Source organism: Gimibacter soli (assembly GCF_028463845.1).
GTDB lineage: Bacteria > Pseudomonadota > Alphaproteobacteria > Sphingomonadales > Kordiimonadaceae > Gimibacter > Gimibacter soli.
Map to the genome: position 1 here is coordinate 824,254 of NZ_CP116805.1, position 24,084 is coordinate 848,337.

At 62.2% G+C, this 24,084-nt stretch carries 28 protein-coding genes and 1 other RNA gene; 19 read left to right on the forward strand and 10 right to left on the reverse strand.

Annotated elements, in window-relative coordinates:
• Positions 1 to 23 precede the first annotated feature (23 nt).
• Genes PH603_RS03935 through PH603_RS03950 form a run of 4 tightly spaced genes read left to right on the forward strand, consistent with a single transcriptional unit; the run spans position 24 to position 2,213 of the window.
• On the forward strand, positions 24 to 644 hold the full coding sequence (locus PH603_RS03935; protein ID WP_434783316.1) for an arylesterase: 621 nt from the start codon (positions 24 to 26) through the stop codon (positions 642 to 644).
• The gene (gene thpR, locus PH603_RS03940; RefSeq protein WP_289504639.1) at positions 641 to 1,201 is read left to right on the forward strand and encodes an RNA 2',3'-cyclic phosphodiesterase; all 561 of its coding nucleotides are present in this window, start codon (positions 641 to 643) and stop codon (positions 1,199 to 1,201) included. The genes PH603_RS03935 and thpR overlap by 4 nt, the downstream gene beginning before the upstream one ends.
• A complete protein-coding gene (gene cobB / locus PH603_RS03945) occupies positions 1,198 to 1,920 on the forward strand; it encodes a Sir2 family NAD+-dependent deacetylase (RefSeq protein WP_289504640.1) in 723 nt (240 codons plus the stop codon). The genes thpR and cobB overlap by 4 nt, the downstream gene beginning before the upstream one ends.
• Entirely contained in the window at positions 1,917 to 2,213 is a 297-nt protein-coding gene (locus tag PH603_RS03950) for a 4a-hydroxytetrahydrobiopterin dehydratase (RefSeq protein ID WP_289504642.1), read from the forward strand. Before cobB ends, PH603_RS03950 begins: the two co-directional genes overlap by 4 nt.
• Here the strand turns inward: PH603_RS03950 and PH603_RS03955 are convergent, their stop codons facing one another.
• A complete protein-coding gene (locus tag PH603_RS03955) occupies positions 2,214 to 2,987 on the reverse strand; it encodes a glutaredoxin family protein (RefSeq protein ID WP_289504643.1) in 774 nt (257 codons plus the stop codon).
• Between the two features lie 59 nt (positions 2,988 to 3,046).
• Between PH603_RS03955 and PH603_RS03960 the strand changes: the two genes are divergently transcribed.
• Together PH603_RS03960 and PH603_RS03965 are read left to right on the forward strand one after the other, a co-directional pair.
• The gene (locus PH603_RS03960; RefSeq protein ID WP_353507364.1) at positions 3,047 to 3,448 is read left to right on the forward strand and encodes a MerR family transcriptional regulator; all 402 of its coding nucleotides are present in this window, start codon (positions 3,047 to 3,049) and stop codon (positions 3,446 to 3,448) included.
• 128 nt (positions 3,449 to 3,576) lie between these two features.
• Positions 3,577 to 4,584: a hypothetical protein gene (locus tag PH603_RS03965; RefSeq protein WP_289504646.1), complete on the forward strand. Its 1,008-nt coding sequence runs from the start codon at positions 3,577 to 3,579 to the stop codon at positions 4,582 to 4,584.
• Between the two features lie 11 nt (positions 4,585 to 4,595).
• On the opposite strand, the gene nudC is transcribed toward PH603_RS03965, so the two are convergent.
• Positions 4,596 to 5,510, reverse strand: coding sequence for an NAD(+) diphosphatase (nudC, locus tag PH603_RS03970; protein ID WP_289504647.1), 915 nt, complete (start codon positions 5,508 to 5,510; stop codon positions 4,596 to 4,598).
• Positions 5,511 to 5,611: 101 nt separating this feature from the next.
• On the opposite strand from nudC, the gene ffs reads away from it, so the two are divergent.
• From ffs to recR, 5 genes are all read left to right on the forward strand, one after another.
• An RNA gene (ffs, locus tag PH603_RS03975) (signal recognition particle sRNA small type) lies at positions 5,612 to 5,709 on the forward strand.
• Between the two features lie 119 nt (positions 5,710 to 5,828).
• Positions 5,829 to 7,592 (forward strand): DNA polymerase III subunit gamma/tau, encoded by a 1,764-nt coding sequence (locus tag PH603_RS03980; protein ID WP_289504648.1) that lies wholly within the window; start codon positions 5,829 to 5,831, stop codon positions 7,590 to 7,592.
• Between the two features lie 11 nt (positions 7,593 to 7,603).
• Positions 7,604 to 7,927, forward strand: coding sequence for a YbaB/EbfC family nucleoid-associated protein (locus tag PH603_RS03985; RefSeq protein ID WP_289504649.1), 324 nt, complete (start codon positions 7,604 to 7,606; stop codon positions 7,925 to 7,927).
• Positions 7,928 to 7,954: 27 nt separating this feature from the next.
• On the forward strand, positions 7,955 to 8,425 hold the full coding sequence (locus PH603_RS03990; protein ID WP_289504650.1) for an ABZJ_00895 family protein: 471 nt from the start codon (positions 7,955 to 7,957) through the stop codon (positions 8,423 to 8,425).
• 7 nt (positions 8,426 to 8,432) lie between these two features.
• Positions 8,433 to 9,038 (forward strand): recombination mediator RecR, encoded by a 606-nt coding sequence (recR, locus tag PH603_RS03995; RefSeq protein ID WP_289504652.1) that lies wholly within the window; start codon positions 8,433 to 8,435, stop codon positions 9,036 to 9,038.
• A 155-nt stretch (positions 9,039 to 9,193) separates the two neighbouring features.
• Here recR and hemH read toward each other — a convergent pair whose 3' ends face one another.
• Positions 9,194 to 10,216 (reverse strand): ferrochelatase, encoded by a 1,023-nt coding sequence (hemH, locus tag PH603_RS04000; protein WP_289504653.1) that lies wholly within the window; start codon positions 10,214 to 10,216, stop codon positions 9,194 to 9,196.
• 156 nt (positions 10,217 to 10,372) lie between these two features.
• On the opposite strand from hemH, the gene PH603_RS04005 reads away from it, so the two are divergent.
• Entirely contained in the window at positions 10,373 to 10,564 is a 192-nt protein-coding gene (locus PH603_RS04005) for a hypothetical protein (RefSeq protein ID WP_289504654.1), read from the forward strand.
• 11 nt (positions 10,565 to 10,575) lie between these two features.
• Here the strand turns inward: PH603_RS04005 and PH603_RS04010 are convergent, their stop codons facing one another.
• Positions 10,576 to 11,625, reverse strand: coding sequence for a succinylglutamate desuccinylase/aspartoacylase family protein (locus PH603_RS04010; RefSeq protein ID WP_289504655.1), 1,050 nt, complete (start codon positions 11,623 to 11,625; stop codon positions 10,576 to 10,578).
• Positions 11,626 to 11,763: 138 nt separating this feature from the next.
• Here PH603_RS04010 and PH603_RS04015 point away from each other — a divergent pair, with 138 nt between their 5' ends.
• From PH603_RS04015 to argB, 4 genes are all read left to right on the forward strand, one after another.
• Positions 11,764 to 12,453 carry a cation efflux transmembrane domain-containing protein gene (locus PH603_RS04015; protein ID WP_289504656.1) on the forward strand — a complete coding sequence of 230 codons (690 nt, stop codon included), beginning with the start codon at positions 11,764 to 11,766 and terminating at the stop codon, positions 12,451 to 12,453.
• Between the two features lie 12 nt (positions 12,454 to 12,465).
• The gene (locus PH603_RS04020) at positions 12,466 to 13,755 is read left to right on the forward strand and encodes an MFS transporter (protein ID WP_289504658.1); all 1,290 of its coding nucleotides are present in this window, start codon (positions 12,466 to 12,468) and stop codon (positions 13,753 to 13,755) included.
• A 100-nt stretch (positions 13,756 to 13,855) separates the two neighbouring features.
• Positions 13,856 to 14,566: a lysoplasmalogenase gene (locus PH603_RS04025; RefSeq protein ID WP_289504660.1), complete on the forward strand. Its 711-nt coding sequence runs from the start codon at positions 13,856 to 13,858 to the stop codon at positions 14,564 to 14,566.
• Positions 14,567 to 14,623: 57 nt separating this feature from the next.
• Entirely contained in the window at positions 14,624 to 15,526 is a 903-nt protein-coding gene (gene argB / locus PH603_RS04030; protein WP_289504661.1) for an acetylglutamate kinase, read from the forward strand.
• A 10-nt stretch (positions 15,527 to 15,536) separates the two neighbouring features.
• Here the strand turns inward: argB and PH603_RS04035 are convergent, their stop codons facing one another.
• Together PH603_RS04035 and PH603_RS04040 are read right to left on the reverse strand one after the other, a co-directional pair.
• Entirely contained in the window at positions 15,537 to 16,835 is a 1,299-nt protein-coding gene (locus tag PH603_RS04035; protein WP_289504662.1) for a DUF2336 domain-containing protein, read from the reverse strand.
• 17 nt (positions 16,836 to 16,852) lie between these two features.
• Entirely contained in the window at positions 16,853 to 18,484 is a 1,632-nt protein-coding gene (locus tag PH603_RS04040) for a sensor domain-containing diguanylate cyclase (RefSeq protein ID WP_289504663.1), read from the reverse strand.
• 115 nt (positions 18,485 to 18,599) lie between these two features.
• Here PH603_RS04040 and PH603_RS04045 point away from each other — a divergent pair, with 115 nt between their 5' ends.
• The 3 genes from PH603_RS04045 to dapE all read left to right on the forward strand — a co-directional run bounded on the left by PH603_RS04045 (position 18,600) and on the right by dapE (position 21,407).
• Positions 18,600 to 19,298 carry a pyrimidine 5'-nucleotidase gene (locus tag PH603_RS04045; RefSeq protein WP_289504664.1) on the forward strand — a complete coding sequence of 233 codons (699 nt, stop codon included), beginning with the start codon at positions 18,600 to 18,602 and terminating at the stop codon, positions 19,296 to 19,298.
• Positions 19,299 to 19,416: 118 nt separating this feature from the next.
• Positions 19,417 to 20,262 (forward strand): 2,3,4,5-tetrahydropyridine-2,6-dicarboxylate N-succinyltransferase, encoded by an 846-nt coding sequence (gene dapD, locus PH603_RS04050; RefSeq protein ID WP_289504665.1) that lies wholly within the window; start codon positions 19,417 to 19,419, stop codon positions 20,260 to 20,262.
• An 8-nt stretch (positions 20,263 to 20,270) separates the two neighbouring features.
• Positions 20,271 to 21,407 (forward strand): succinyl-diaminopimelate desuccinylase, encoded by a 1,137-nt coding sequence (gene dapE / locus PH603_RS04055; RefSeq protein ID WP_289504667.1) that lies wholly within the window; start codon positions 20,271 to 20,273, stop codon positions 21,405 to 21,407.
• Positions 21,408 to 21,461: 54 nt separating this feature from the next.
• On the opposite strand, the gene PH603_RS04060 is transcribed toward dapE, so the two are convergent.
• From PH603_RS04060 to PH603_RS04075, 4 genes are all read right to left on the reverse strand, one after another.
• Entirely contained in the window at positions 21,462 to 22,196 is a 735-nt protein-coding gene (locus tag PH603_RS04060; protein WP_289504669.1) for a hypothetical protein, read from the reverse strand.
• Between the two features lie 8 nt (positions 22,197 to 22,204).
• Positions 22,205 to 22,987, reverse strand: coding sequence for a cupin domain-containing protein (locus PH603_RS04065; protein ID WP_289504670.1), 783 nt, complete (start codon positions 22,985 to 22,987; stop codon positions 22,205 to 22,207).
• Positions 22,988 to 23,192: 205 nt separating this feature from the next.
• Positions 23,193 to 23,573 (reverse strand): GFA family protein, encoded by a 381-nt coding sequence (locus PH603_RS04070; protein ID WP_289504671.1) that lies wholly within the window; start codon positions 23,571 to 23,573, stop codon positions 23,193 to 23,195.
• Positions 23,574 to 23,584: 11 nt separating this feature from the next.
• A complete protein-coding gene (locus tag PH603_RS04075; RefSeq protein ID WP_289504673.1) occupies positions 23,585 to 24,073 on the reverse strand; it encodes a copper chaperone PCu(A)C in 489 nt (162 codons plus the stop codon).
• Positions 24,074 to 24,084: the final 11 nt, after the last annotated feature.

Consider the following 24,084-nt stretch of genomic DNA (forward strand, 5'->3'; position numbering starts at 1 on the left):
CCCGATTTTTTTGTTTTCTCGTGATGACATTTCTGTGTGTCGCGCCGGTTTCTGCGGTTCGCGCCGATGCGGAGGGTCCAAAAATCATGGCGTTCGGCGACAGCCTGACTGCGGGTTATGGCCTGCCGGCGGGGCAGGGCTTCACGGATCGGCTGCAGGTATGGCTGCGCGAGAACGGCCTGCCCGAGGCGAAAGTGATCAATGCCGGTGTGTCGGGCGACACAAGCTCGGGCGGTCGGTCGCGGCTTGAATGGGCGCTCGCGGGGGTGCCGGGCGGCAAGCCGGATCTGGTGATCCTCGAGCTTGGCGCCAACGACGGCCTGCGCGGTGTGACGCCGACGATCACGCGGGAAAACCTGACGGCCATGGTCGCCGCCTTCAAGGAGAAGGAAATCCCCATCCTGCTCGCCGGCATGCTGGCCCCGCCGAACCTCGGGCCTGATTATGCCGCCGTCTTCAACCCGATCTATCCGACGCTGGCGGAGCAGGACGGCGTGACGCTCTATCCCTTCTTCCTCGACGGCGTGGCGGCGGACCCCACGCTCAACCAGTCGGATGGCATGCACCCCAACGAGGAAGGCGTAGCGATCATTGTTTCGAAAATCGGCCCCGAGGTCCTCAAGCTGCTGACGGAGGCGCCATGATCCGCCTGTTTGTCGGCCTTGAAATCCCGGCGCGCCTGCGACCCGCCCTGCAGATTGCCCGCGGCGGGGTGGAGGGCGCGCACTGGCAGCGGGACGATCAGTTCCACATGACGCTTGCCTTCATCGGCGAGGTGGAAGGCCATGTATACCGCGAGATTATCGATACGCTGAGTGGCATCAGCTTCACGCCTTTCGAGCTTGCCTTCGAAGGCGTTGGCGTGTTTGGCAAGCCCAACCAGCCGAAGGCCCTGTGGGCGGGGGTGCGTGACCCGGCACCAATCATCCATCTGCATGAAAAGATCGCCCACGCGCTGGAGCGGATCGGCGTGACGGTCGACCAGCGTCGCTACAAGCCGCACGCCACCATCGCGCGTTTCGGCAAGGGCAGCCATGCCCGTGTGGCCGAATGGCTTTCGAACAACGAGCTCCTCAGGTCCGATACCGAGCTTGTCTCGCAGTTCGTGCTTTTCTCCAGCCGGCGGACCAGCGAAGGCGGCTTCTATGCTGTCGAGGAACGGTTTGGCCACGATTATGACGATGAAGACGAGGGCGAATGAGCGTGCCACGCTACGGCCATATCGTGGTGCTTTCGGGGGCCGGGCTCAGCGCTGAATCGGGCCTTTCCACCTTCCGCGACAATGGCGGGCTCTGGGACAGTCACCGGGTCGAGGACGTGGCAACGCCCGAGGCCTATGCCCGCAACCCCGATCTGGTACAGCGCTTCTATAACGAACGCCGGGCGAAGCTCGCGGACGTGCAGCCGAATGCGGCGCATAGGGCGCTTGGCCGGTTGCAGCAGGCATTTGACGGGCAGGTCACCCTCGTGACCCAGAATGTGGATGACCTGTTGGAGCGCGGCGGTGCGCGGGACGTGATCCATATGCACGGCGAGCTGTTGAAAGTTCGCTGCGTCCCTTGCGGCACCGTGCATGGCTGGCGGGATGACTGCACCCAGGCCACGCGCTGCCCTGCGTGTGGCGCGGCACCCGGCATGCGCCCTGATATCGTCTGGTTCGGGGAAATGCCCTATCATCTGGACCGGATCTACGCAGCCCTTGGCGACTGTGACCTGTTTGTCTCCATCGGCACCAGCGGCAATGTCTATCCTGCTGCCGGCTTCGTGGCCGAGGTGCGCCGTGCGGGTTATGCCCATACGGTTGAAATCAATCTTGAACCTTCGGCGGGGGTCAGTTACTTCGCTGAACGTCGCCACGGCAAGGCGGGCGAAATTGTTCCCGACTTTGTCGAAAGCCTGCTCAAAGGAGAAGCGCCATGACCCGCCCGACCCTTCTGCCCGATGCCGCCCGCAAGGAAGCGCTCGAGGGCCTTTCCGGCTGGACCTATGACGCGCCCGCCAAGGCCATCTCCAAAACCTTCAAGTTCAAGGATTTCAGCGAGGCCTGGGGTTTTATGAACCGCGCCGCCTTGAAGGCGGAGGTGATGGATCACCATCCCGAATGGTTCAATGTCTATAACCGGGTCGAGGTGAAACTGACGACGCATGACGCCGATGGCGTCACGCGCCTTGATATCGAACTTGCGGCTGCGATGGATGCCTTTGCCGGCTGATCAGCCAGCGAGAAGGCCAATTCCCGTCCAGCGGGCCCCCATCCAGAGGGCCATGGCGACCATCATCAGGTTTTCGGTCAGCGAAATGAAGCCGAGCGGCACACTGCCCGAGCCGCCGACGCAGGCACATTTCAGGTCCCGCCGGTCGATATAGACCGCCTTGAACACCGAAGCTGCCCCGATGGTGCCGATGAAAAGCGCTACCGGCACCGACAGCCATGTCAGGACACCTGCCAGCATCAGGACACCCGCCGCCCCTTCTGCGAACGGATAGATATAGGCATAGGGCACCCAGCGCTTTGCCAGCAGGTCATAATTCAGGAACATGCTGGAGAAAGTCTCCACATTCTGCAGCTTCAGCATGGCGAGCATGATCATGCTGATCGCGATGAACCATTCCAGCGCGTGCAGGGTGAAAGGGTTGCCAAAGGCAATATGGCTGACCGCCAGCGCCATCAGTGCCGTCATGCTGAAAAGCGCGATCACGGGCGTGTAGCTTTTGGCGTCCGGGTCGGGGACATGCTTGCCGAAATGGCGGCGCAGGTCGTCATAACCGCCGATCCGCTGGCCACCGATGAAGGTTTGCGGCGTGGTCCGCACGCCGTGTTCGGCCTTGAAGGCATCTGTGGCGTCGCGGGTGGTGAGCCAGCGGTCATCGACCTCGAAGCCTTGGCTTTTCAGCAGGTGTAGGGCTTTCAGGCCGTAGGGGCAAACATGATGGTCCATCACCATGCGGTAAAGGGTGGCTGTTGGTTTCTGTGTTTTCGCTGTCATGATCTCGGCTTTCTTATGATGGCTTGAGCTTCATACGGGACGAGCGTAACATCCGTACTATGGTACGGAGTCAAGGCATGAATTTGACCATCGGAAAATTTGCGAAAACGGCAGACGTGGGCGTGGAAACGATCCGCTTCTACCAGCGCAAGGGCCTTCTGGAAACGCCGGAAGGCTTTGGTGGCATGCGCCGCTATGGCCCTGAGGACGTGCGCCGCCTGCGGTTCATCCGCAAGGCGCAGAAGGCTGGCTTCACGCTCGAGGAGATCAAGGAACTGATCGACCTCGACGCTGGCGAGGACCGCCAGCGGGCGCGGGAACTGGCGAGGGCGCGAATGGCCAAGCTGGACGAACAGATTGCGGAACTGGCGCGGGCGCGCGACAGCCTGAAGCGGCTGGCCACAGCTTGCTCGGGCAGTGACAAAGGCCCGTGCCCGATCCTCGTGGCGTTCGACGACTGAACTGCCTGTCCCTGTCGGGAAGCCGTCGCCACGCCGGGAAAAAAGAGATCCAACTTTATATGATCATTGACAGAATCTGACCCCTTGGCTTCCAATCGACTTTCGTTACAAGTGAATTGGGGGCGTGAATGTCGAACGACTGGCAGCGGAATCACGAATTTCTGGCCACACTCAGGCAATATTATTTCCTCGCGTCCATTTTTGGAGAGCAGGGCGCCTGGATCATCATCCGTATCGCGGGCTATCTTGGGGCGGGGTTCTTTGTAGGCCTGATTGGTACAACCAGCGGATACTGGGACTTCGAGGTTTTTGCGGCACTCTGGCTCGGGCTGCCGGGTAGCTACTATGTCCTCAGGATACTGTTCGATCGGGGAAGCGTGCCCCTGCCGGAACCCCACAAAAACGGTCGCACATTGGGCGACTATCATATGGCAACGCCCGTTCGCCATTTCCCGGGTGGCACCGTGCTGCGGCTTGAAGACGGGGAAGACGCAACCTTCAAGCATGGCGAATTGCCGTTTGAACCTGTGCAGGTGCGGATCGTTCTGATCAATCCCTCGGGCACCACGATGGTTGAGCCCGATCCGACGCCGAAGGAAGACCAGCTTGGGGCAACCGAAAGGCCGGCCACGTTCAAGGAACTCTACTGGTGTACGCTCCTGACGCTCGTAGCCTTCTTTTTTGTTGTCGGGGGGATCGTCGAGGCAATCGAATACGAGCGATTCATTGAAGGATGGGTGATTTTCGCAATCGTCGGCGCCCTGATCGGCGGGTATCTGACGATCGGGCTTTTCTTCGACCTCTTCAATTACCGGCGCAAAGTAGCGCTGAGAATGGATTTCGAACTTCAGCAGGCCTTGGCTGATGCGGCCACACGAACGGAAATCCTGAAGGAAACGGAGGAAGACCTGAAGGTGCAGGCCGAATGGACGGGCTTTGTTGGCGCGCTCACAGGGCTTGCCTTCCTTCTGTTCGCAATCGGCGCGGGTCTGGCGTTGACCGGAAGCAACGCAAAGGGATCGAATGGTGCCCTGATGTCGTTCTTCCTTGTGATCTTGCCTGTCTTCCTCGCCATGTATTACCGCTACCGGCAGGCCAAGGTGGCATTCGGCAAGCTGAAATCGGGCAACGACTGAAGGGCCGGTCCTCAGCCTTCCTTCACCCACGCGGTGATCAGGTCGCGGGCGATGGCGATGGTGGGGGGCAGCATGAAGGTGGGGTCCATGCCCTTGAGGCCTTCCTTGGCCTCGGCTTTCGTCACCCAGCGTGCTTCCACCAGTTCCGTCATATCGAGCGTGACTTTATCGTCCGCCACATCGGCGATGCAGCCGATCATCAGGCTTGAAGGGAAGGGCCAGGGCTGGCTCGCCACATAGCGCACGGACGTGGCTTTCACGCCGGCTTCTTCCATCAGTTCGCGGGCGACGGCCTCTTCGATCGTTTCGCCGGGCTCCACGAAGCCCGCAAGCGCCGAGAAGAAACCGGGCGGCATCTTGGCGTTGCGGGCGACAAGCGCCTTGCCGCCATGGAGTGCCAGCATGATGACGACGGGGTCGGTGCGCGGAAAATGGCTGGCGCCGCAGCCGCGGCACTGGCGTTCGTAACCTGCCTTCACCATATCGGTGGGCGCGCCGCACTGGGCGCAGGCGCGGTGGCGCTGATGCCAGTCGAGCATGGATTTGGCCTGCGCGAGGATGCCAAGCTCGGGGTCCGGCCAGCCGGCCTTGAGGCCGATGCCGCGCACGTCGCGGAACTTGAGGCCGGCGAGCGGCAGGTCAGCGTCCATCGCTTCGGTCGGCCATAGGATGGCGTAGCGTTTGGTGCCGTCTTCGGCGATGCCGAGGAACAGGGTTTCTTCCGCCGGATAAAGCCCGATGCCGATATAATCGAGCCAGGCAAGGCCGCCGGCATCGAGGGTGAGGAAACGGTCGCCCGCCATCACGGTGAACCGGCTGCCGATCTCTTTCGGCCCGTCACTCATCAGCGCAGGGTCACCGCGCAGCTGGTCCGCGCGGTCGAGCGGGTTGCCGGAATAGAGCGTCTGGATGGCGGCAAGCGACATGGGGGCACCTCGGCGGGGAGAACAGAAAATCTTGTCGGGCGCGAGCCTAGGCCCTGAAGATTCTCCTTGCAAGCGGGGTTATCAATCCCCATATAAGCCCTCGGGAGAGCCAGCGGACTGGCCCCTCGCCAATCCGGTCAGGACCGAAAGGTAGCAGCCGTAACGAGTAAGGTCGGGGTCGTTTGGCCCTCCCACCCCATCCCCCGAAATCACATCACGCGGCCACGCTGCAATCCGCCCTTTGCGGGGGCGCGATTAGCTGCTAGTCATGACCCGAACCCGTCCGTCCGATCATCAGCTTGGGGACCTCGCGACCGTATGGCCAAGGCACCGACCACCGCAGAATACCGCGTTCTGGCGCGCAAATACCGGCCAAGCGACTTCGATGCGCTGATCGGCCAGGAAGCGATGGTGCGGACCCTTTCGAACGCCATCGAAAGCGGACGCCTCGCCCATGCCTTTGTGTTGACCGGGGTGCGCGGGGTGGGCAAAACCACCACCGCCCGGATCATCGCCAAGGCGCTGAATTGCACGGCCACCGACGGCCCCTCGATCAACCCCTGCGGCAAGTGCGAATCGTGCACCGCCATCGCCGAATCGCGGCACGTTGATGTGCTGGAAATGGATGCCGCCAGCCGCACGGGCGTCGATGATATCCGCGAGATTATCGAAAGCGTTCGCTACGCGCCGGTGTCGGCCCGCTACAAGATCTACATCATCGACGAAGTCCACATGCTGTCGAAGAACGCCTTCAATGCGCTTCTGAAGACGCTCGAAGAGCCGCCGGCGCATGTGAAATTCATCTTCGCGACCACCGAAATCCGCAAGCTGCCGGTCACGGTGCTGTCCCGCTGCCAGCGGTTCGACCTGAAGCGGGTGGAATCGGATGTGCTGGTTGCCCACCTCAAAAAGCTTTCCGAAGCTGAAGGCAGCAAGATCGATGAAGGCGCGCTGAAGCTGATTGCGCGCGCCGCTGAAGGTTCGGTCCGCGACAGCCTGTCGCTCCTTGATCAGGCGATTGCGCACGGCGCGGGTGAAGTGAGCGAGGATCAGGTTCGGTCCATGCTCGGCCTTGCCGACCGCACGCTGGTGCTTGATCTCTTTGAAGCCGTCATGAAGGGCGATGTGGCAGCGGCCATCGGCCAGCTCCGCGCGCAGTATGATCGCGGCGCCGACCCGGCGGTCGTCATGTCCGATCTTCTCGAGGTCACCCACTGGCTGACCCGCCTGAAAGTGACACCAGAGGCAGGCGCCGACACACTCGTTTCGGAAGCGGAAAAATCGGTCGGTGGGCGGCTTGCCGAAGGGCTCGATATGCCGCACCTGACGCGGGCATGGACGATGCTTCTCAAGGGCCTTGGCGAAGTGAAAATGGCGCCCTCGCCGATTGCGGCGGCCGAAATGGTGCTGATCCGCCTCGCTTACGCCGCCAACCTGCCGTCGCCTGCTGACCTTGTAAAGCAGATGCAGTCGGGCGGTGGCGCCCCCGTGCGCGGCCCTCAGGCCCCGGTCGGCGGCGGCAATGTGACCGCAATGGCGGGTGCGAGCGTCGGTGGCCCTGCGAACGGCGGGCCGACCATGAGCCGCACGGCAACGATCCTTGCCTTCCAGCCGGGCAGCGACGGCGACCACCCGCAGCATCCGATGCCGATCAGCTTCGAGAAGATGATCGCGCTTTTCGAAGCGCAGCGTGAACCGGTGATCGCCGTAACGCTGAAGGATCAGGTACGGCTTGTGGACTATGCGCCAGGCAAGGTTGTCCTGAATCTAGGCCCCAATGTGCCGCCGACGCTGTTCAGCCAGATGAAGGTCTGCCTGAAGCGCTGGACGGGTAACGACTGGATGATCAGCACGTCGAGTGAAGGCGGCGCCCAGACGGTGAAAGAACAGGAGCAGGTCAAGGCTGCGATCATGAAGGACGAGGCGCTGGCCGAGCCCCTTATCCGGTCTTTCCTTGGCCTTTTCCCCGATGCCGAGCTGCTGGCTGTGCGCGAAACGCGCCTCGCGGACCTTGATGTGCTCGACGAGGAAGCAGATGATATGCCGGGGGTCGAAGACGAACCCGGCGAGTTCGATTTCTGAGGAGTAGGCAGATGAAGAACCTGTCGCAGATGATGAAAAAAGCCCAGGAAATGCAGGCCAAGATGGCCGACATGCAGGCCGGGCTTGATGACCTGACCGTTGAAGGCGTGGCCGGCGGCGGCATGGTGAAGGTCACCCTTACGGGCAAGGGCGACATGAAGGCGATCAATATTGATCCCTCGCTTTTCTCGGGCGAGGAAGCCGAAGTCCTTGAGGACCTGATCATGGCCGCCCACGCGCAGGCCAAGGCCAAGGCCGAGGAAGCGATGAAGGCCCAGATGGCGGAACTGACCGGCGGGCTCGGCCTGCCGCCGGGCTTCAAGATGCCCTTCTAAAAGGGGCGAAGACGAGGGGGAAGAACGATGGGCGTTTACACGCAGCAAACGGAACGCAAGCGGCCGCTTGTCCTGATTTATGGCGGCTGGTTCACCGGGCTTTATATCGCGCTTCTCGTCCTCGTGAATTTCCTCGCCTTCGGGCTCGGGCTTGATCTTGGGGTGCTGGGCGGCCTGCTCACCGTCATCATTGCGGCCTTCGGCACCGGGCTCGTTTTCGTGCGGCGGGAAAAGACGGCGCTCGAAAAACCCGTGCAGATGCGCATCGCCATCTTCGGGATCGTGGCGGCGACCATCTTTTCGCTCCTGATGAGCTTTATCGTGCTGCCGAAAATCTCCGGCACCGGCGCCAATCCCTTCACCCAGTTCGACGGCATGTTTGAAAGCTTCGTCTGGGTCTTCATCATGCTGCTGATCACCGGCATCAATTTCCTGCTGATCCATTATTTCCTCGGACTCGGCTCGGCGAACGCCAAGCCGGCCTCGGACAAGGCCTGACGCCAGCATGCCCCGCTCCCACGGCGCCGACATTGATGGTCTGATCCAGCTGCTCTCGCGCCTGCCGGGGCTGGGGCCGCGGTCGGCCAAGCGCGCGGCCTTGCAGATGCTGAAGAAGAAAGACAGCGTGATGGTGCCGCTGGCCCGTGCGATGGCCGATGTGGCCGAGCGGGTTGTCACGTGTGGCACCTGCGGCAATATCGATACCCACGATCCATGCCATGTGTGCGCCGACGCGCGCCGCGACCGCGCCACTATCTGCGTGGTCGAGGATGTCGCTGACCTCTGGGCGCTCGACCGCTCCGAAAGCTTCCGGGGGCTTTATCATGTGCTTGGCGGCACGCTATCGGCGCTTGACGGGGTGGGGCCGGAGGACCTGAATATTGCCGGGCTCCTCGCCCGGGTGGACGTCGGTGGGGTCAGCGAGGTTATCCTCGCGCTCAATGCCACGGTCGACGGCCAGACGACGAGCCACTATCTGGCTGAACGCCTGAAGGCGTCGGGCGTGAAGGTCACGGCCCTTGCCCACGGTGTGCCGGTTGGCGGGGAACTGGATTATCTGGACGATGGCACCCTCGCTGCAGCACTCCGCGCCCGCGGATCGGTTGGATAAAGGGGCATGGCCCCGCCAGTGATGACACAGCAAGGGTCGTCCGTCGGCTTCAGCAATTTCCGCATGACATAGCCTTCCCTTTGCCATCACCCGTTCAGGCTGAACCGGGCGTGGGGCGAAAGGAGGGCGGTTTCGGGGCAGGCTTGGCCGCCGGGTCAGATCCAGCCGGCGAGTTCTTCCCGCGTCAGCGTTTCCAGCAGCGAAATCCCGGCAGGATCGGCATTCAGGCAAGGCACATAATCGAACTTTTCGCCACCTGCCGACAGGAACGTGTGGCGCAGTTCCATATTGATTTCCTCAAGCGTTTCAAGGCAATCGGCCAGGAAGGCCGGGGCCAGCACCAGGATGCGCTTCACGCCTCTCGCGGCCAGTTCCTCCACCTTGCGGTCGGTATAGGGGCCAACCCATTCGGTGGGGCCGACGCGCGACTGGAAGGTCGAGATCAGGCCCTCGCCCTTGGCGCCGAGGGCCTCTTTCAGCAGCCGTGTTGTCTTGAAACATTGGCAGGGATAGGGGTCGCCCTTGTCCCAATAGGCCTTGGGGATCGAATGATAGGAAGCGAGGATCGCCTCGGGCTGCCAGTCGAGGCCGGCAAGCGCGGTTTCGACACTCGCTTTCAGGCCGCCGATATAGTGCGCGTGATCATGGAAGGCGGGCATGGTGCGGATCGCCGGTTGCCAGCGCATCTTTTTCAGGATGCGGAAGGCTTCGTCGTGCACAGAGGCCACCGTCGTGGCGCTATATTGCGGGTAGAGCGCGAAAATCAGGATACGGTCGCAGCCCTTGGCTTTCAGTTCTTCAAACGCCCCTTCCATCGAAGGATTGCCGTAACGCGCTGCCCATACCACATGCGCGTCGTCGCCCATGGCGGCGGCCAGCCCTTCGGCCTGTGCACGACTGATGGTGCGAAGCGGCGACTCGTCCGCTTCCCGGTTCCAGACCTTGGCGTAAGCGCGCGCCGACCGCGCCGGGCGGAAGGTCAGGATCGGGCCGTAAAGTACCGGCAGCCACAAGGGTTTCGGCATTTCCACCACGCGCGGGTCCGACAGGAACTCGGCCAGATAGCGGCGTACGGCGCCGTAGGTCGGCGCGTCCGGCGTGCCCAGATGGACAAGCAGCACACCCACCTTGCCTTGGGGGTTTGCGGGATGATCGGCAGGGCGGAGAGGGTCGGTCATGAAACTTTTCCGGGCTGAGTATCGTGCGGATTTCTTTACGGCTTTTACGGCCTGAAGGCCAGCGCCGGATCACATTTCAGGCCGCAGATTCGCGTGCCGCGTGCCGATATGATAGGCTTTATCCATCAGGACCAGCAGAAAAAAGGAGGGACCAATATGCAAGAACAGAATGCTCACACCTTCGCCCGCCGCCTGTTTGACCGGATGGGCCACCGGGCCGAAGCCTATGTCGCCCAGAAGATCGAAGAGCTCGACAAGGTATCGGACGACCAGGGCGTTGCCGACTGGCAGCGCGTGCGCCGCGCCATGCAGATCATCCGCCAGGAAGAGCTGCGCCAGATTCACTGACGCCTGACGCACTAGCGCAGGATGCGCACCAGCATCGCGCCCGGCTCGCGCCGCGGGTCGGTCGCGACCGACAACACATGCCCTTCGTGCGGCGCCCGGTAAGTCGCGATTTCACGCCCGAACGGGTCGTAAAGCGTGGCGAGCAGCTGGCCCTGTTTCACCGGGTCCAGAAGCGCCACATGGATGACCGCAAGCCCCCCCTCATCCGTCGTTACATTGCTGTAACTGGAGCCGACAATCGGTTGCCGGGCGGGCGGCATGGCGCGCCCGGTGATCATCTCGGCGCGGCGCATCAAGTTGATGATGCCATCGTGCGCACGGGTGGTAAGCGCGGGATCGAACCGTTCCGGCATGCCGATCTCGAAAGTGACGGCGGGAATGCCCGATTTCATGAAGGTGGTTTCCACCGTGCCGCCTTCGCCCGGATCGTTCTTGATCATGTCGGGCATCAGGTCGAACGCCATCTGGCGCGCCACGGCGTTTGAAAAATCGGCAAACACGAATAGCGGATAGGCGGTGCCGCGCGTCTGGGTATGCAGGTCCACCACGCGGTCGACCTGACCGGCCATCACGCCGTGCCAGAGGTCGGCGGCGTAACGCTCGGCCGCGTCGCCCTTCATCTCGCCGGGCATGGTGCGGTTCAGGTCGGTGCGGAAGCCCGATCCCGATCCCGATATGAAATGACGGTTGCCGGCCTCGAGCCCCGGCTGATTGAGCCCCGGCACCATCAGAAGCGTGCCTTTCAGTGTTTTGGGGTCGATCCCTGCGGCAAGCTCATGGATCACGCGGATGCCGGCAAGCTCGTCGCCGTGGATCGCGGCAAAGAGCCCGAGACGCAGGCCGGGCTCGGCGCCTTTCAGCACGATGACCGGCACCAGATACGGCTGGCCGGAGGCGCGCGCCGCGACGGAAAGATAGAAATCATGACGCCCGGTGGGAAGGCCCGCAGCCTCGATTTTATCGACCACGGGCACGTCCTTGCCGGGCACAGCGGCAGCGCGGGCAGGGGCGGCGAAGGCGGCGGCAAGGGCCAGAAGGGCGATCAGATATCGTATCGTCATGAAAAGGCTTTCGAGGTTTCCCGTCCATGGTAGCCCGAAAGCGCTGCATGGCAAGTATGCACGACCCACTTTGGGGTTGCCTTGGGTGCGGCCCGCGTGCCTAATGAACCATAGACACTGGATTTTCAGGAAGGACCCATGGGCGCCAACTGCTGCTCGGCCGAGGTGAAGTTCGACGGGATGAGCCCGGCCTATCGCCGTGCGCTTGTCGCCGTGATCGTCATCAATGCCGTGATGTTCGCGGTGGAGATGCCCTCTGGCTTCATCGGCAACAGCCATGCGCTGAAGGCCGACGCGCTCGATTTCGCAGCTGATACCGCGACCTACCTGATCTCCCTTCTTGTTATCGGCAAATCGCTGAAGGTGCGGGCAACCGCCGCGCTGGCCAAAGGCATCAGCATGGGCCTGATGGGGATCGGTGTGCTTGTCGCCACCGCCTGGTCGGTTTTCGTGACCCACGAACCGGTGGCCCCGGTGATGGGGTCAGTGGGGTTTGCCGCGCTCATTGCCAATGTGGCAAGCGTGCTGCTGCTCGTCCGCTTCAAGGACGGCGACAGCAATGTGCGCTCGGTGTGGCTGTGCAGCCGTAACGACGCCATCGGCAATCTGGCTGTTATCCTTGCTGCCTCGGGCGTGTGGGCGACCGGCACCGGCTGGCCGGACCTGATCGTCGCCGGCCTGATGGCGAGCCTTTTCCTGTCGGGCTCGGTCGCCGTCGTGCGCCACGCGCGGGAAGACATGGCAACCGCCCGCGCGGCCAAACAGCCGCCGCATGACGGGCACGATCATGAAGGCCATGGCCACCGCCATGGCTCCCCCGCGGAATAGGCCCGCAGCATCGTGGCGGGGAGCGCTTTCCATCTTCTGAAAGAACGGGGCTTCCTTTCGCTGTTCGTCACCCAGTTCCTGGGCGCCTTCAATGATAACCTGTTCCGGTCGGCGCTGATCATGCTGATCACCTTCCGGCTGGCGAACGATGTGGATGTGGCGCCGGCGATCCTCAACAATCTGGCGATCGGGCTTTTCATCCTGCCCTATTTCCTGTTCTCCGCCTTCGCGGGCGAACTGGCCGACAAGTTTGAAAAGGCGCGGCAGGTGCTTTTCATCAAGCTATGGGAAGTGGGGCTCGCCCTTTTCGGCGGCGTTGCTTTTCATATGGCGAACCTGCCATTCCTGATGGCGGTGCTGGCCGGCCTCGGGCTGCAGTCCACCTTCTTCGGCCCCATCAAATACGGCATCCTGCCTGATCTGGTGAAACGCGAGGACCTTCTTGCCGCCAACGCGCTGATCGAGGCGGGAACCTTCATTTCGATCCTCCTTGGCACGCTTGTGGGCGGGCTTCTGATCCTTACCGATGAAGGGATCGAATCTGTCACCACCCTCGTGCTGGTGGTTGCGGTGCTTGGCACCATCAGCGGTGCCCTTGTCCCGAAAATGGGGGCAGCAGCCCCGCATATCCGCATCACCCCGAATATCTTCGCCTCCACCCGGCGTGAGCTGAAGGCAGCGTGGGCGAGCGATATCGTGCGCCCCGCCATCATCGGCATCAGCTGGATCTGGGCGCTTGGCTCGATTTATCTGACCCAGCTTCCTGTGCTGGTGCACGACAGGCTTGGCGGGGACGAAACGGTCGTCACCCTGTTCCTTGCCGTCTTCTCGCTCGGCATCGGGGTCGGATCATTCCTTTCGAACCAGCTTCTGCGAGGCAATGTCTCGGCGAAACTCGCGTTGCCGGGCCTCGGGCTTCTGGCCGCCTTCTCGCTGCTGTTGCCGCTTGTGGTGCCCGCCATGCCGCCGCTCGGTGCCGCCCCCCTTGATTTCACCGGCTTCCTTGGGCTTCCCGAAGGCTGGATGGTGCTTGCGCTTGTCACCCTCACCTCGCTTGCGGGCGGGCTTGTGATTGTGCCCCTTTACACGCTTCTGCAGGAACGCACCCCGCGCGAAGGGCGGTCGCGGGTGATTGCGGTCAATAATATCGTCAACAGCGGCTTCATGGCGGGCTCGGCAGGCATCGCCGCGCTTCTGGCCGCTTCGGGGCTCGACAGCCTCGGAATCCTGATCGCGACGGCCGCAGGCAGCCTCCTCGCGATCCTGCCCTTGAAGCCTCTCGACAAGCGGCTTCAGGCCTGACGGGCAACCTGCGGTTGGGCTGCCTACAAATGGCCTTAAATCAAGGTCTTGCAACCGCGCGCCGTGGCTGACACAATCCGCCGCAAAAGGGGGCCTGCGAGTGACCAGGATTTTTGCCAAGAAACGTTCCGCGTTCCATTCTGTTGCCATCCAGCTGGTGCTTGGCCTGTCTCTGATCGGCGCCGTGCTTTATGGCCTTGGTACCTACCCTCTTGCCGATGATCCGCTCATCCATCTGATCATGAAAGCCACCGGTGTTGGCTTCCTTGCCGCTTATGCGGCCCTGAATGCGCGGGCGAGCGATCACTGGATACTGGCGGCGGCGCTGGTGGCTTCCACCTTCGGCGATGTGCTTCTCGAAGGATCGTTCCTGCGCGGCCTTGGCGCCTTCCTTGTCAGCCATATCATCTATGTGCTTCTTTATGCCCGCAACCTGCGCGGCAAGGGCGAGACCGGGCTTGTTCGTGTGGCGATCGTGGCGGTCGTCTGGCTCGCCAGCGGCGCGGTTGCCTATTTCCTGATGCCCTCGCTTGGCGAGATGCGCTGGCCGGTCGTTGCCTACAGCGGCGTGATCACGCTGATGGCGTCCCTTGCCATCCTCAGCCGCTATCCCTTCTGGCTCACCGGGATCGGCGCGCTTCTCTTCCTGTCGTCCGACACGATGATCGCGATGGACCGCTTCCTGCAGGTGCCGCCGCCCTTCCCGCATGCCATCTGGGTCACCTATTATGGCGGCCAGCTTCTGATGGCCATCGGCGTGCTGCGCGCGCAGGCGCCGACCGAGGTTCGTGGCGGCTACAGATTTGACTAATGCGCCACAGGGTCGCATAGTCGCCAACTTATTGGCGCCAAAATCAAGACCGGACCCATGATCACCGTGACCACCGACCAGCAAACCCTGCAGCGCAAGGCAGCAACCCTCATCGAGGCGCTGCCCTATATGAAGAAATATGCCGGCGAAACTTTCGTCATCAAGTATGGCGGCCACGCCATGGGAGATGCCGACCTCGCAAGGCAGTTTGCTGAAGATGTTGTGCTGCTTAAACAGGTGGGCATCAATCCGGTGATCGTGCATGGCGGCGGCCCACAGATCGGCAGCATGCTGAAGCGGCTCGGCGTACAGAGCGAATTCATCGATGGCCTGCGCGTGACTGACGCCGCAACCGTCGAGATCGCCGAAATGGTCCTTTGCGGCTCGATCAACAAATCGATTGTGGCGGATCTGAACGCAGCAGGCGGTCGCGCCATCGGGCTTTCCGGCAAGGACAGCGACATGGTTCTGGCGCGCAAGGTTTCGCGCACCAAGCGCGACCCGGACAGCAATATCGAACAGGTGATCGACCTTGGCTTCGTGGGCGAGCCCTGCATGGTGGACCCGACCTTCCTGAAATCGAGCATGGCGGCGGGCATCATCCCGGTGATCGCGCCGATTGCCATGGGCGAAGACGGCAAGACCTACAATATCAATGCCGACACGATGGCGGGCGCCATCGCGGGGGCGCTGAAGGCCCGTCGCTTCTTCCTGCTGACGGATGTGGCCGGTGTGATGGACAAGGAGAAAAATCTCCTGACCGAGCTTGGCCAGACCGATATCGAAGAGCTGATCGCGGACGGCACCATTTCGGGCGGCATGATCCCGAAGGTCGAGACCTGCCTGATGGCGGTTGAAGCCGGGGTGCGCGGGGCGGTCATCCTTGATGGCCGCGTGACCCACGCGATCCTTCTTGAAATCTTCACCGAACGCGGCGCCGGCACCATGATCCGCGCCTGAGGCGCGGGTTTCAGGGCTGGTCGAGGAAATAGCTGAGATGCCAATCTAGCTCGTCGGCATCGATCGGATAATTGCGTCCGTCTTTCGGATGCAGCAACTGGGCTGAAGGCACCAGCGCGAATTTCACCTGCAGTTCATAAGCCGTCCGCATCGACAGTTGGGCACGCCATGCGAGGGCGGTGACAGCGCGGCCGGATTTCGAATGGATGATGCGGCGGATGGTGGCAACCGGCAGGTCGGACGCCAGCGCTAGGCACTGGATCAGCAGTTCGCGCCGCCCGCTTTCGATCTGCTGGTGTACGAACTGGTCGTTGATCGCGCTGCGTTCATAAAGATCAAGCGCCGTTTTATAAAGCTTTGCTTCCTCGTCCTCGCCGACCCGTTCGCCGGCCAGACGCTCGCGCACGCGGTCCAGCAGGTCTTCGGCGTCGGCTTCGGTCAGCGCGCTGCCGTCCACCATCGCATGGACAAGGGCGGAGGCCACAAAGCCTGCGATGCGCTTCATGGCACGGATCGACAGCTGCGGCCGCATGGCTAGCGGCTGGTGCAGCGCCTCCACACCCTTCGCCTGATCGATGATCTGGTCGAGCGTGGCTTCGCGGATCTGGGCATTCTGGTTGGTCAGCAGTGCAGCAATCGCCGGAATATCGAGCGTGGCGGCGATATCTTCCGACACACCTTCCGACACGACGGCACGGCGCGCGATGGCAGATAGCGCCGCGCTTGATGCGCCTGCCGCGATGATCTCGCGCAGGTCATCGTCATTCAGGAGCGGCGAATATTCGAGGATCGGGGCGGCGACCATGTCTTCGATATCGCGGGCGAGCTTGTCGACCATCGGTTTCGGGACATTGGGGCTCGTCTTGATCTCGTCAGCGATGATGGCGCGGACCTTCGGCAGTTGGTCAGCCGCCAGCGCTTCGAGCACATCGATGGCGCGTTCGCGGATCGCCGTCTGCTCGCCGGGGGCAAGGCCCGGGACCAGCCGGGCAATCTTGCGGGCAAGTTCAAGCCGGACTTCGTCGTCCTCGTCGGCCACCAGTTTTTCGTCGGCATGGATCGGGGTCGAGGGGTTCGAAGCGATGATCTGACGGACCTGCGGCGAGGCATCGTCGGCGAGATAATAAAGCACTTCGGGCCGCGCATCGGTGCGTGCCGCCAGCGCCTTGCGTTCGCCAAGGCTGCCGTCCTTCAGGATCTGCTGTTCCTTTTCAGACGTCAGTGCGGGCGGCAGCACGGCGGGTGCTTCGGCCTTGCCCTTGCCGCCATCCTGCCCCATCAGTGATTTCAACCGGTCAAACAGACCCATAAACCCCAACCCCTAGCTCAATCGAGGACAGCGACGGCAACTTCGCCGCGGCCCGCCTTCTTGACCTCATATAGTGCATGATCGGCCTTTTCCGCCAGCCGGTCGAAATCGGCCCCGCCGCCCGGCTTGCTTTCGCAGACACCGATCGAGGCACCAAGCGCCAGATCGGGCTGGCCGAGCGCGGCTTTCACGCCCTTCATACAGTCGATCAGTTGCCGGCCTTTCTCGGCGCCCACGTCTGCGCCCACACCTTCAAGCCAGATGACGAACTCGTCGCCGCCGTAGCGGGCGGCAAGGTCGGTTGGCCGGATGATGGCGGTCAGCGCCTTCGAGAAGGCGACCAGCGCCTGATCGCCCGCTGCGTGGCCGAGCGTGTCGTTCACTTCCTTGAAGTGATCAAGATCGACAAAGACAAGGCACCCGTCCGATCCGGTGCGGGACTGGTTTGTCAGTCGCCGGTTCACCATGTCGCGGAAGGCGCGGCGGTTGAGAAGCCCGGTCAGCTCGTCCGAAGATGACAGCCGCGAAAGCTTCTCCACAAGGTCGGCCTTGGCGAGGGCGGCGGTCAGCATGCTGCCGATACCGGCCAGAAGCTCGCGTTCCTGATCGGCCCACGGGCTTACGCCTGTGTCGCGCGACAGAACGACCGCCCCTTGCGCATTACTGCCCTGCGACAGGTGCAGCAAAAGATGGCTGCGGCCAGGGGCATCCAGCTCGAAAACTGCTGTGTCGGGCTTGGCGGCAATCGCGGCGGCGATCCAGTTTTCGGAAAGCTCGACCTGCGTTTCACCGGCCACCCCGGCGAGGAGGAAGGTGCGGCCAACCTGTTCGAACACCCACACGGTATCGGCGCGGAAAAGATCGGCGCAGAGGCGGGCGGCGCGGTCGCGCAGTTCATCGGCGCCGACGACCTCGTTCAATAGTTCGGCAATCCGCTGCAGCATGGTGAGGCGGAGGTTGGTGACGCGCATGGCGCGGTCGGCGTCCACCCGTTCGCTGACGTTTCTTACAGTACCGCGCACACCGGCCGGGCGGCCGTCGCTGTCGGTCACCGGCTCCACCGCGAAATCGGCATAAAGCCGGTCACCGAAGGCATCAATGGGAAGTGCCTCGAACGTGCGTGCGCTGCGGCTCATGAACGGATTGTGTGCGGGGCCGGCGCTATCCGGCCAGAAGATCGGCCGTGCGTCGGCGCCGATCCAGTCGTCGGTTTCCTGCCCGAAAGCATGGGCCGGGCTCACGAAACGGAAGCGGCCATCGGTATCCACCTCGAACGACAGATCGACGGTGCGGTCAAGGAGCCCCTTGAGGAGCGCGCGGCTGTGGATGAGCGCGTCCGTTGTGCGGTCGGCGAGCGTGGTTTCGCGCGCTACCAGCAGCACGCCTTCGGCTTCGGGGATAGCAACAAGCCAATAGTTGCCGGTTGCCTCGCCGGTCAGGCGGTCCTCGGCGGGCAGGCCGGTTTCCATCGCGCGGCGGATGACCCGCATCACGGGTTCGGATTGGCTGGCATAGGCAAAAGCGAGGATATCAGCAGAGGCCGAGCGCTCGACAAGGCGGCCGTCAGCGGCGAGCCTGAGCGCGATGATGTCGGCCGATTTCAAAGCTTTCGGCCCCGGATTTTGCCTGTTTCCGGCGGTCTGGGTCATGCCTTCTGCTTCCCGTCCCATTGTTAAGTGCACCTTAATCGGCACTGCGATAGGATCAGATACTAGAGGGCAAATCAATGCCATAGAAGCCCCTGATGCGAGACGCGAGGAACTTATGAACGAATATAACGCCGCCCTGCACCCCGACCAGCGCGATACCTGGGTCTTCGATCTCGACAACACCCTGTATCCTGCCGAGTGCGATCTTTTTTCGCAGATCGACCGCAATATCGGCACCTATGTGGCGGACCTTCTGAAGCTGTCGCCCGAAGATGCCCGCAAGGTTCAAAAAGGCTATCTCCTTGAGCATGGCACCACGCTCAAGGGCCTGATGGTAAACTATAGCGTCGATCCGCATCATTATCTGGCGGCGGTGCACGATATCGATTTCTCGCCGATCCGGCCGGACCCGCACCTGAAGGCGGCGATCGACCGGCTGCCGGGCAAAAAGTATGTCTTCACCAATGCCGACCGGCCTTACGCCGAAGAGGTGCTGCAGCGCCTGGGGCTCGTTGACACCTTCAGCGGCCTTTTCGATATCCATGATGCCGAGTTGCACCCGAAGCCGGTGATCGAGACCTATCACCAGTTCCTGAAGGACCACGGTGTGAACCCGGCGCGGGCTGTGATGTTTGAGGATATGGCGCGCAACCTGATCCCCGCCCATGCGCTGGGGATGGGGACTGTCTGGATCGACACGGGCTCCCCCTGGAGCCGCGCGGATCATGACCCGGCCCTTATCCATGCGGAAACGGACGGCCTCACCGGCTGGCTTGATGCCTATAGCCGCGCGGTTGAAAAGCACCATAGCTGACCATAAGCGTAAGCTCAGCTTGCCAGCCTGAAAACCCAAGGTGACGTTGACTTGGGGGGCAGCATCGCTATTGTCGTCGCACCCTGAGAAAATCCCTGTGCGCCGAGGATAGACGCCCATGTCCCTTCACGAGCTTGAAGCCACCATCGATGCCGCGTTCGACGAGCGCGACACCATCACCTCCCACACCCGCGGCGCCGTGCGCGAAGCGGTTGAGGCTGCCCTGACGCTGCTGGATAACGGCGAAGTGCGCGTGGCCGAGAAACAGGACGGCAAATGGGTGGTCAACCAGTGGCTCAAGAAGGCGGTTCTGCTGTCGTTCCGCCTGAATGAGATGGAACTGATCAAGGGCGCGCCCGGCGAGGCCGCCTACTGGTGGGACAAGGTGCCGTCCAAATTCGATGGCTGGTCCGATCGTCACTTCACCAAGGCCGGCTTCCGGGCCGTGCCCGGTGCCATCGTCCGCCGCTCCGCCTTCATCGGCAAGGGTGCCGTCTTGATGCCCTCCTTCGTGAATCTCGGCGCCCATGTGGGCGAGGGCACGATGGTGGATACCTGGGCGACCGTCGGCTCGTGCGCGCAGATCGGCAAGCATGTGCACCTCTCTGGCGGTGCGGGCATCGGCGGCGTCTTGGAGCCCCTGCAGGCCGGCCCCGTGATCATCGAGGATAACTGCTTCATCGGTGCGCGCGCCGAAGTTGCCGAAGGTGTGGTTGTCGAGGAAGGTTCCGTCCTTTCCATGGGCGTGTATCTGGGCGCTTCCACCAAGATCGTTGACCGCAATACCGGTGAGGTCTTCATGGGCCGCGTGCCTGCCTATTCGGTCGTCGTGCCCGGCACGCTGCCCGGCAAGCCGTTGCCGGATGGCACGCCCGGCCCCAATCTTTACTGCGCGGTGATCGTGAAGCGGGTGGACGAGAAAACCCGTTCCAAAACCTCGCCGAACGAACTCCTGCGCGACTAGGCCGAAAAATGATTGATCCGGTTGCGCTCTCGCAAGCCCTGATCCGCCAGCCGAGCGTCACGCCCGATACGGGCGACGGCCTTGATGTGCTGATCCGCGCGCTGGAGCCCCTCGGCTTCACCTGCCACCGGCTGGTGTTTGAGGAAGAAGGCGAGGAAGCGGTCGCCAACCTGTATGCCCGCATCGGCGAGGGTAGCCCGCATCTATGCTTCGCCGGGCATACCGATGTGGTGCCCGTGGGTGCGCACGGCCAGTGGTCGGTCGACCCCTTCGCGGCAGACGTGAAAGACGGCCAGCTTTACGGGCGCGGGGCGGCGGATATGAAATCCGCCATCGCCGCCTTCGCCGCCGCCGTTTCGCGGCGTTTGGCGAGGGGTGACCTGAAGGGCAGCATTTCCTTCCTCATCACGGGGGACGAAGAAGGCCCGGCGATCAATGGCACCCGCAAGGTGCTGGATTGGCTCAGGGCGCGCGGCGAGGGCATCGATTTCTGCGTGGTGGGTGAACCCACAAACCCGCAGGCGCTCGGCCAGATGATCAAGATCGGGCGGCGTGGCAGCCTGCATGGCATCATCCGGGTGGCGGGCGTGCAGGGCCATGTGGCCTATCCGCATCTGGCGCACAATCCGATCCCTGATCTGGTGAAAATCCTCTCGGAGCTTACCGCCGAACCGCTCGATCAGGGCAATGCGCATTTCCAGCCCTCGAACCTCGAGGTCGTGAATGTGCATGTCGGCAACGAAAGCCACAATGTGATCCCCGCCGAGGCGACGGCGCGCTTCAACGTGCGCTTTTCGTCCGATTTCACGCCCGATGCCCTGCAGGCGGAACTGACCCGCCGCATGGACCGCGCAGGCGTGAAATATGCCATCGACTGGTGGGTTTCGGGCGACAGTTTCCTCACCGAACGCGGGCCGCTGACCGACGCCGTCGTGGCGGCGGTCGAGGCCGTGACGGGCCAGACCCCGGAGCTGTCCACCACCGGCGGCACCTCGGATGCGCGCTTCATCAAGGATATGTGCCCGGTCGTGGAATTCGGCCTCGTGGGCGCCACCATGCACAAGATCGACGAGCATGTGGCCGTCGCCGACATCGAAGCCCTCGCCAAGATTTACGAGGGCGTTATCGAGCGGCTGGTGGGGTAGTAATCGGGATCACCTATTAGCTTTCATGGTTTAGATATTGACAGAGAAGCATGTTTATCTTGCGCGAGGGGCAGGCGGCTCTTGATCGACGGCAGTTGTTAGCCGGGCAATCTCTTCGCTTACTTCATTAGGCGAGCGTCTGGGGCGTCCGTGATCTGCAAAACAGTCAAAATCATGGGCCAGCTTGAATATGGCGTCCATTAAGTCTCGATAGTTCTGTTCGACTTCAGTAATTGCCGGTTCAATGGGGTCAGGTAAAACGGGCCACATAAGCCCTCTTTCATTTGGAGGGGCTGTCAAAAACCAGTGATTAATTCTATTGTGATTTATAATTCTAAATAATTTTTCAATATTTTTCCGCATCTTATGATTAAATAGTTCATCTGATTCGGAGCTAATTTGTCTGTAGATAGGATAGTGTTTACGGATATCGTTTGCACATCTATTTAATTCGTTCAAAAGTTTGTCTGGGTCTCGGTGAAGACGGGCGGATCTGGACATTGAATAAAGTTCATCAGAAAGCCGACACGCCAAGTCAATTTTACGTTCATTTTGCTCCATGCGGCTCTTTCTGTTTAATCGAAGGTCCGCCAAACGCGCCGCGTATATGGCTAGCAATACGGTCGCGAGGACTTGTGCCCAGTCCGAAAGTGACCCTAGTTTATCGGCATCCCAAGACTGCCAAGGCCATTGGAAGCCTACGGCGCCGATCCAATGCCCAATTATCAGGGCTATGCCTATATAGAATGAAATGTCGAGTGGGCGACGGCCTAAGGGTTCATTGTCCATTCTTTTGATCACTCCTCCAAAACCAGATCGAGCTTTGTCTTGCCCCAGATCAGCAGCAGGCTGTCTTCAAGGGCCACGTTCGGGCCGTGCGGGGTGTGGTTCGCGGCGTAGCTGAAGTGGCCGGGGGCGGCGATGGTGTCGCCGAACTGCATCCGGCCCGAGATCAGGTAGGTGCCGTGGTCGCCATTGGTGTGATGGTGGCGGGGCTCGCGGAAGCCTTTCGGGAATTTCAGCAGGGCAATACCGCCCCCCGTTTCCGGGTAGCTATAGAGGCGTGCAGCCATCATGCCTTCGGGGAAGCCTTCGGCCTTCACCGGCTGCCACTCGACAGTGCTCGTATCCACCGCCACGATGGGGGCGCCCGGCGTGGCGGGGTCACCGAGATGCAGGTCCAGGGGGCCATCGGCCCAGCGCAGCAGCTCGGTTTCCTCCAATGCGTCATTCGGCCCGTGCGGGGTGCCTGCCGGGAAATAAACGAAGGCGCCGGGGCCGACGATCCTGCCGCCCGAGTTCAATTTGCCTTTCAGGATGAAGCCCGTGTGGCCGCTGGTGGTGTGATAATGCCGGGGCTCCAGATAGCCCTTCGGGAATTTCACGATGGCCACACCCGGCGTGCCGGGGGCATCCTGAAAGATGAAACGCTGGGTCAGGCCCGGCGGGAAGGCGCTGGCGCCCGCCGGCACCCACGCGAGGGTGCTTGTGTCGATCTCGACCGTGGTGGGCCAGTCGTCACTGCGTGCCGGAAACGAAAAAGCCGCCACAAAGGCGGCGGCCAGAAACAGATGTTTCATCCCTGATCCCCCTTATGCCCGTGGGGCGAGCATAGGTAATCACAGGGGTGGTGTCTATCGGGGAGAGCTTCTGGCTCCGTTCGGTCTGAGGAGGGCCGTGAGGCCCGTCTCGAAGACCGCGGCGAGTTTCCATGCCCTTCGAGACGCCCGGCGCCATGGCGCAGGGCTCCTCAGGGCGAACGGCGGAATTGCCTGCGGACGCGTGTCAACGAATGCTTTCCACATTCTGCTCCCAGTTGGCGCCGTCGAAGGGCACCACGGTCATCTCGGTTACCGTGTCGCCTTCAAGGCAGCCGGCGTGGACGCTGTAGGCGTGCGGGTGGCTTCTCGGCACATAGAAGCTTTTGATGCCGCAGGTCTTGCAGAAGAAATGGCGGGCGGTGCGGGTGCCGAAATTGTATTCCGCGATATTTTCCCACGGGGTCAGCAGGCGGAAATCGGCCTTTTCGACAAACAGGTGCAGGAAGCCCGTTTTCTTGCAGATGCTGCAGTTGCAGGCATGCACTTCCATCGTCGCGGGCGCGTCGATTTCGAACCGGACGGCGCCGCAGTGGCAGCCGCCGGTGTGGGTCACTTTATCGGTCATTTGAACTTTGCTTAGTGCTTGTGGTGGTCGCCGTGTTCGCCGTGGCCGCCCTTCATGCCGTCCATGCCGGTGACGGTGACGATAACCGGCACGTTGCCGGCCTTGTCGAAGGTCAGCGTTACGGGGAAGACATCGCCTTCCTTCAGGGGCTCGGTGAGGCCGATCAGCATCACGTGATAGCCGCCGGGTGCGAACTCGATGGTTTCGCCCGGCGCGATGGGCAGGCTTTCAAGCATGCGCATCTTCATCACGCCGCCTTCTTCGCTCGACTGGTGGATTTCAGCGGCCTTGGCGCGCTCGGTCGCCACGCCGGTCAGCGTCACCATTTCGTGGCTGCCGTTTTTCACAGTCATGTAAACGGCACCGGCGCGGGTCATGGTGCCCGTGGTGCGTGCCCAGGGATGTTCCACCATCACGCCGTCATGATGGCCGTCCTCGTGCGCGAGGGCGGGGGCGGCGAGCGAAAGGCTCATGAAAAGGGGGGCAAGGAAACGGCGCATGGGATGGCTCC